This window comes from Flectobacillus sp., from assembly GCF_049240685.1.
Lineage (GTDB): Bacteria > Bacteroidota > Bacteroidia > Cytophagales > Spirosomataceae > Flectobacillus.
Map to the genome: position 1 here is coordinate 1 of NZ_JBMLSD010000348.1, position 8,161 is coordinate 8,161.

4 protein-coding genes are annotated in these 8,161 nt (G+C 39.5%); all 4 read left to right on the plus strand.

Annotated features, from left to right (window positions below; translation table 11 throughout):
- Positions 1-286 precede the first annotated feature (286 nt).
- The 4 genes from ACOVQ4_RS15465 (at position 287) to ACOVQ4_RS15480 (ending at position 8,004) form a co-directional block, all read left to right on the plus strand.
- On the plus strand, positions 287-1,066 hold the full coding sequence (locus tag ACOVQ4_RS15465; protein WP_421821530.1) for a DUF3050 domain-containing protein: 780 nt from the start codon (positions 287-289) through the stop codon (positions 1,064-1,066).
- Positions 1,067-1,403: 337 nt separating this feature from the next.
- Positions 1,404-1,976 carry an adenylate kinase gene (locus ACOVQ4_RS15470; RefSeq protein WP_421821531.1) on the plus strand — a complete coding sequence of 191 codons (573 nt, stop codon included), beginning with the start codon at positions 1,404-1,406 and terminating at the stop codon, positions 1,974-1,976.
- A gap of 687 nt (positions 1,977-2,663) precedes the next feature.
- On the plus strand, positions 2,664-3,737 hold the full coding sequence (gene obgE / locus ACOVQ4_RS15475; RefSeq protein ID WP_421821533.1) for a GTPase ObgE: 1,074 nt from the start codon (positions 2,664-2,666) through the stop codon (positions 3,735-3,737).
- A gap of 295 nt (positions 3,738-4,032) precedes the next feature.
- The gene (locus tag ACOVQ4_RS15480) at positions 4,033-8,004 is read left to right on the plus strand and encodes a hypothetical protein (RefSeq protein ID WP_421821532.1); all 3,972 of its coding nucleotides are present in this window, start codon (positions 4,033-4,035) and stop codon (positions 8,002-8,004) included.
- Positions 8,005-8,161 lie beyond the last annotated feature (157 nt).

Genomic DNA, 8,161 nt, shown 5'->3' on the forward strand with positions numbered 1-8,161 from the left:
CTTTTTAGTAACGATAGATATATTTTTGCCGAATGCCCAAAGCTGAAAGCCGTAAGTAAAAGAATGTGCTTGCCTAATGCCTAAGGCTTATAGCCTAGAGCTTTCAGGTATCAGCTTTCGGCGATGAGCTTTGGAAAAAATCATGGCTGTGGGTAATAAAAAACATTTTAACACTCTTTGCCTTATGCCTTCAACAAAAAACTTAAATCTTATTCTGCACGATTACTTAATTATATTGGAAAATCTAAAATCAACAATCCAAAATTTACGATTGTAAAAGTTAGTTATGAATAATTCAATAAATAAAATTCAAGAAGCAATAGCTCCATTGAGAGAAGCGCTTACCAACCATTCAGTTTATCATCAAATCAATCATATCGAGCATTTACAGCTTTTCATGCAAGACCATATTTTTGCGGTATGGGATTTTATGTCCATTCTCAAAGCTCTTCAACGCAACCTTACTTGTGTCGAAGTACCTTGGGTTCCTGTAGGTAGCGCCGAAACCCGTTATTTGATAAACGAAATTGTCAATGGCGAAGAAAGTGATGTTGACGAAGATGGTGTGCGTATGAGCCATTTTGAGTTATATCTGGATGCGATGAAGCAAACAGGCGCTGATTTATCTCAAATAGAACAATTTTTGGCATTATTGACCCAGAAGACAAGTGTTTCAGAAGCATTGGATATCGTTGGGGTAAGTCAAAGTGTGAAAGATTTTGTCAACTTTACCTTTGAAGTAATCGCTACCAATCAGCCACATATTCAGGCAGCTGTATTTACCTTTGGACGAGAGGATTTGATTCCAGATATGTTTATTGCCATGGTAAAAGACCTACACGCCGAAATGCCAGAACGTATTGCCAAATTTAGATATTACCTCGAGCGTCATATCGAGGTAGATGGCGATCATCATAGTCATTTGGCGATTCAGATGGTAACAGAGCTTTGTGGAACAGACCAAATCAAATGGCAAGAAGCGATGGCTTATTCAGTGAAGGCCTTAGAAATGCGCAAAGTACTCTGGGACGGTGTTGAAGCCAAAGTTCAAACGATAGAGGTATAGCAAATAAGCAGAAAATCTAGAAATGGTCTATCTCTGCTTTGAGAGGAAGAATATTTCTTGAGCGTGTCATCTTAGCAAAATCCATTTGTTAACGAATATTTAAAATCATTCTAAAAGCGGAAAGCCCTGTATAACAAGGGTTTCCGCTTTTTGTTTTTTATAGATTTTGAAAAAAATAGAAATGATGGTTTTGAAGATAGGTAATTCTAGGAAATGTTTTAGAATTCCTTTTGCTAAATTATTAGTAGATAGGACGATAATTCAAAGTGGTTCTTGTAAATTTGCAACTCTTATAACAAAACACAATTTTTCAATTCACAAAACAACGTTTAAACCAATGTTAAATCTCGTCTTGTTTGGACCTCCGGGGGCAGGTAAAGGAACACAGTCAGCCAAATTGATTGAAAAATACAATTTAGTACACATTTCTACGGGCGATATGTTCCGTGGGCATATAGCCAACGATACTGAGCTTGGAAAGCGTGTAAAACAAATCCTTGCGGATGGTCTTTTAGTACCAGATTCGATTACCATCGAAATGTTGGAGGAAGAAGTAAAAAATAATCCTCAGGCAGAAGGCTTTATTTTTGATGGCTTTCCGAGAACGGTTCCACAAGCAGAAGCATTGGATGCGTTTTTGGTGAAAAATGGACAGAGCATCAATGGGGTAGTGCAGTTGGATGTAACCGAAGAGGAAATTAAAACCCGTATTGCTGAGCGTCAGAAAGTAAGTGGTCGCGCAGATGATGATGCTGAAAAATTGTTGAAAAGAATTGATGAGTATTTCTCAAAAACAATACACGTATTACCTTACTACGAAGCACAAGGTAAAGTGAGTAAAGTAAATGGTATTGGAGCTATCGAAGAAATTTTCCAAAATATTTGTGATGCTATCGATGCAGTAAAATAGTTAGCTATTCATAACTCCACGCTCATTATTTACCACATATACAACTAGGCTTTTGACAAATCAAATCTTGGATTCCTTTGTCTAAAGCCTAGTTTATTAAGTAATCGTAAGGTATGTGATTGAGGCAACAGGCACAAGGCACAAGGCAAAGAGTGTTAACGACCACGGACAAGCATTTTTCCCAAAGCCCACCGCCGAAAGCCGTTACCTGAAAGCCGAAAGCTCAAAAATTAAATTTTATTTTGCGTACAAACTTATAACCCAGCAGACCCAAGCATAAAACACAAGAACTGCTTTACAAAATATCTTAATTTGCTATCCCGATTAATTAGTTATTTACTTCCTTATAGGTCAATGCCTTAGAATTGCTTATTTTTGCAAAAGGATACAATAGAAGCTGCCAATTCTTATTCAATCTCGCTGAAAACAGGTTCATAGCCAGTGGCTATTGGTCTTCAGCTAGGTCAAAAACCTAACCCCAAGTTTTATAGGAGATACGCTGTCAATAAAGTTGAAATGTTGAATAAGACTTTATCATGACAAAAATCCCTCATTGAACTATCAGATTGCAGAAGGGGTTTTCTAAAGACTGATAACTCCTGACCACTCTGCTTGAAAATCTCAATAAATAGTATTAACCATTACAATTGGCCGAAACCATAGGCCCTTTATAAATCTCAATTAGTAATTATGACATCAAACTTCATTGACTACGTAAAAATCAACGTTCGTTCTGGACATGGTGGCGCAGGTTCAACTCACTTCCGTCGTGAAAAACACGTTCCAAAAGGTGGACCAGACGGTGGTGATGGTGGTCGTGGAGGACATATTATCCTCAAAGGGAATGCCCAACATTGGACACTTCTCCACTTAAAATATCAAAAACATATTTTTGCTAAAAATGGTAATGGTGGTGAAGGTGGCCGTCGTACAGGTGCTCAAGGTCAAGATATGCTCATAGAAGTTCCACTAGGAACGATAGCAAAAGACCCTGAAACTGGGGAAGTTTTGGCAGAAGTGACTAAAGACGGGCAAGAGGTAATCTTGTTGCGTGGCGGTAGAGGAGGTTTGGGTAATGTGCACTTCAAAAGCTCAACAAATCAAGCACCACACCACTCTCAACCTGGCGAGCCAGGCGAAGAGATGTGGGTGATTTTGGAATTAAAAGTATTGGCCGATGTGGGCTTGGTAGGTTTTCCAAATGCTGGAAAATCAACCCTATTGTCAGTTCTTTCAGCCGCAAAACCAGAAATTGCGGATTATCCTTTTACTACCCTCGTACCCAATTTGGGCGTGGTATCGTATCGTGATTTCAAGTCCTTTATTATGGCTGATATCCCAGGGATTATTGAAGGTGCTGCCGAAGGTAAAGGTCTAGGAACACGCTTTTTGCGTCATATCGAACGTAACTCTATTCTACTATTCTTGATTCCGGCTACTGCCGAAGATATCTCTGAAGAGTATCGAATTTTGCTCAATGAGCTTAAAGAATATAATCCTGCCTTGTTGGATAAAGAAAGAATGATTGCTATTTCTAAAATGGATTTAGTAACAGAAGAAGAAGATATGGAAAGAATTAAGGCGCAGATTCCTGACAACCTCCCTTATATGATGATTTCTTCTGTTATGCAACAAGGGCTTACTGAGTTGAAAGATATGATTTGGGAATCGTTGCAAAAAGCCCAAGAGTCATTCGTACAACCCGAAGAAGAAAGTGAGGAAGAATATAATCAGGACGATATTCATGATTTTTCAGAATAGCGTATTGCCTTATTACGCTCAACAACGAGCTGAAGGCTTCAGCGATTTGGTAGTAAAACTTTAGCTAATAATACAAAGCTTAAAACCTAAGGTGGGTAAAACTAATTTACTTTTGCCCACTTACTTATAGTTCTCCTAGTGCAGATATATCTATTCTCTTGCAAAATAGATACATCAATTACCCCATCTAACTAATTGCTTTTTAATAAAGATTTTGAATCAAAGTATGTTGACCCATAATAAAAATGCACGTCTTATTTAGAAAGCATCCCAAAAGAGTAAAAAATTAGCAATTATGAAACACATTTTCAAACTCTTCTTTGTTGTATTGTTGAATTGTTTGACGGTACTGTATGGAACTTCACAGGTTACTATTACCCCTGTATCTGGCTCATATACTTGTACAGGAAACGGAACAGTAAAACTAAGATTACCCAAAAGTAAAGCAGCTTACGAATGGACCAACAATCAAACATCAACCATTATTGGGTCTGATAGTACAATCATTGTAAGTCCAGGAACCTATTCAGCAAGATATAAAGAAACTCTAGGTGGTTCGTGGATTTCGGTAACTGCTTATACTGTAGCTCAAATTGTACCTACGGCACCAACTATTTCTGCCAATGGTCCTACGACAGGGGTTTTTTGTGGAACTAGCAGTATTACACTTTCATCGACTTCGGCTAGTAATTATACTTGGAACAGAGGCCTCACTGTAGTTGGCTCGTCTCAAACCTTAGTAGTTGCAGGTAATTCAATCACAACGGGAGGTAGCTATAGTTTTACAGCTTCAACAACTAACGCAACTTCTGGCTGTTCGGCCACTTCAAATACAATTTCATTATCGCTTTATCCTTCGGCACCAGCCAAACCTACCATTACTCCTGATGGCACATTGTCTTTGTGTACGGGAGGTTCGGTAGGACTTAGTTCTTCTTATACAGCAGGAAGTAATATTTGGACAAAATCTGTAGGAGGTTCTGTTACGACAACTGGCTCGGCCAAACTTACCGTGAACGATGCCAATACCGTTTATGTGGTGGCACGTGATAACAACGGCTGTACGTCGCCTGCTTCTGACGATGTGGTTGTAAGCATGAGCTCATTCCCAACGGCTCCTGTAGTAACGCCCTCTGGGACGGTGAGTATTTGCGCTGGCGATAGTGTGCTTTTGAGTTCTGATAACAAAGGCTCAGGAACTTACACTTGGAGCAACGGTGCTACTGGTCAGGCAATTTATGTAAAAACAGCAGGTACTTATTCTGTCAAATTCAAAAACTCGGGAGGCTGTGAGTCTCCTTCTTCAAACATCGTGACGGTTGTGGTGAATGCCGTACCTGCAAAACCTACGATTACGGCAGGTGGTATCACAACATTCTGCGCAGGAGGGTCTGTAACTCTATCTTCGTCTTATACCGCCGGAAGTAACTTATGGAGTCGTACCACTGGAGGTGATACAACCACAACTGGTTCTAATACGATTAGGGTCGCTGTCTCAAACACAATTAGTGTTCAGGCGGTAAGTACAAGTGGATGTAAGTCTCCTTCATCAAATCCTATCACAGTTACGGTAAATCCTGTGCCTACTGCTCCCGTAATTACGCCTAATGGCACAGTGAGAATATGTGCAGGCGATAGTATTTTGTTGAGTTCTGATAATAAAGGTACGGGCTCTTATTTGTGGAGCAATTCAAAAACTACTCAAACAATTTATGTAAAGACCGCTGGGACCTACAATTTGACATTCACCAATAATTTTGGTTGTATATCTCCAGTTTCTAACTCTGTTGTTGTAGTAGTAAATGCTTTACCTGCCAAGCCAACCATTTCGGCCGATGGACCTTTGATTTTTTGTGAAGGATTTACTGTAGGTCTTTCATCTTCATATACTGCTAATAAAAATGTTTGGTATCGAAATACCGATGCCGATACAACCACCAATACAACCACAAAGCTCGTCGTTAGAAAATCATCGATTATAACTGTGAGAGCCTTGGATTCGAATGGCTGTTATTCTGTTGCCTCTGAGCCAGTTACTACCAAGATGAATGCTCGACCTGCTACACCTGTCTTGAGTGTGGTAACATTTGCCAATAACCCAATTTTGCAGGATGGATTAAATTTAGGGGTTTGTTCGGGAGATAGTGTACAACTTGCGATTTCGAACAACTATGTGAAGGGTTCATATTTGTGGACGAATAACAGAACAACCAAGAATATTAATGTCAATTCAGCTGGAAATTATTCGGTGGTTTATACGGATACTTTGGGCTGCAAATCTATTGTGTCGAATGTATATGCAGTAACAATCAACGGAAGACCAGCGCAACCTGTTATTGGATATAGCACCGCACTAGAGTTTTGCGATGGGGGTCAGGTTGTTCTTACCTCATCTCAATCTTTCAGGTATTTATGGAATACAGGAGAAACGTCTGCTGCAATTACAGTACGCACCACTGGAAACTACAATGTAATAGCTATCAATGACAAAGGATGTCGTTCTGTTTTGGCCTCTACCAACGTGCCAGTAGTAGTAAACCCTCTTCCCGCAAAACCTGTTATTTCGGCCAACGGACCACTAACTTTCTGTCCTGACAAGAATGTTACGTTGACTTCGTCGATTTCAGAAACACAATATATTTGGTCAGATTCTACAAATGCTACGCAAACTACAAGTTTCAATAGAGCTATTACGGTTAATAAGTCTGGTGTTTACACTGTTCAAACTAGATCAGCCAAAGGGTGTATTTCTCCAAGTTCTGAAAAGTCGAGAGTAGTAGTATTAGTGGCGCCACTTGCTCCAACTATTTTTGCACGTAGCTCAACTAGTGTGTGTGAGGGCAAAACGGTTATACTAGAAGCTTTGTACGCCAATACAAACGTCGAAAAATTTAGCTGGAGAAACGACGAAACACTTGAAGAGGTAGCAACGACCAATATTGTAGTTTTTAAAACTTCTGGTCAGTATAGTGTAAAAGTAATCGATTCTCAGACTTGTAATTCAGCTTATTCTTCTTCTCAAGTAGTTAAAATAAATGCGCTTCCTGCCAAACCAGTCATAGAGGCAGTGAATGGTAAAATTATTTGCGATGGCGATAGCGCTTTGCTTCGTTCAAGCTTACCAAATACCACACCAACAGGAACGTCTACTTATAAATGGACTTATAATGGAAGTGTATTGACCTTTACTTCTCGAGATATTTTTGTAAAAGGGGCTGGAGCTTACGCAGTACAGGTCACAGATGTAAACGGATGTCAATCGCTAGCCTTTTCGGATACAGCAAGAATTACAGTAAACCCATTACCAACCGTACCAATAATTACTGCGGTAGGACAAAACCCGTTCTGTGCAGATAGAAGTTTGACCTTAAATTCATCGGCAGATGTTGGCTACAAATGGAGTAATGGAGCTAGCACAAGAAGTATTACAATCAATCAGGCTGGATTGTACACTGTACAAACTATCAATGGTTTTAAGTGTTTGTCGAAACCATCAAATCCAATAGAAGCCAAGGTAAATGCACTTCCTTTACCTACTACGATTTTTGCAGGTGGAAATACAATATTTTGCTCGGGTGATAGTGTTCAGATTAGTACCGTGAGTAATTATCGTGCTTTCTGGTGGGTTGGGGCCGATTCGCTGGGATACGGAGCCAATAATACTTGGTATGCCAAACGTGGAGGGAATTATACGGTGAGAGTACAAGATTTCAATGGCTGTCTTTCACCTGCATCTACTCAGAGGTTTATAGATGTAAGAACAACACCAGCAACTCCTGTAGTTAATCAAGTAGGTGCGTATACTATCGAATCTTCTGGTGAGGGCGATTCCAATGGATATGAATGGTCTTTAAACGGAAAAGTAATTACTGGAAATACTAAAGCAATCAAAGTTAAAGTTGATGGAAACTACCAAGTTCGCTCAAGTCTGACCTACACTCCGATTGCTTTACCTGATAATAAATTAGTATGTTTTTCGAAGTTGTCAGCCGCCAAAGCCTTCAAAGCAGACCCTGATTTGGATGGACTAAGTATATATCCTAACCCTTCGTCCTCGGGTATCTTTACTGTGGAGGTCGCAGATGACTTAGTTGGTGCCGAAGTATCTGTCTATGATTTGGCTGGCCGTTTGATTATTAGCTACGTGGTTGATAAGTTTGATTCGCGCAAGCAGGTTGATTTGAGCAATCAGCCAATTAACTCTTTTGTTTTAAGGGTAAAATTGGATAGTTATGAAAAAACCAAACATATTTCGATGATACGATAAAAATCATAAGGGATACTTCGCTAAGTAGTGAAGGCCATTTCAGATTTAATAATGTTGCGATTGAGCGATGAAGGATTTTTGAAAATATATTTCCTTCATCGCTCAATTTTTTTTCTTAATGCTTACAGCTTTCTGTAAAGGCACGAGGCAACAGGCA

Coding starts and splice junctions, on each gene's coding strand:
- ACOVQ4_RS15465 (WP_421821530.1), top strand. CDS start 287: ATGAATAATTCAATAAATAAAATTCAAGAAGCAATAGCTCCATTGAGA.
- ACOVQ4_RS15470 (WP_421821531.1), top strand. CDS start 1,404: ATGTTAAATCTCGTCTTGTTTGGACCTCCGGGGGCAGGTAAAGGAACA.
- ACOVQ4_RS15480 (WP_421821532.1), top strand. CDS start 4,033: ATGAAACACATTTTCAAACTCTTCTTTGTTGTATTGTTGAATTGTTTG.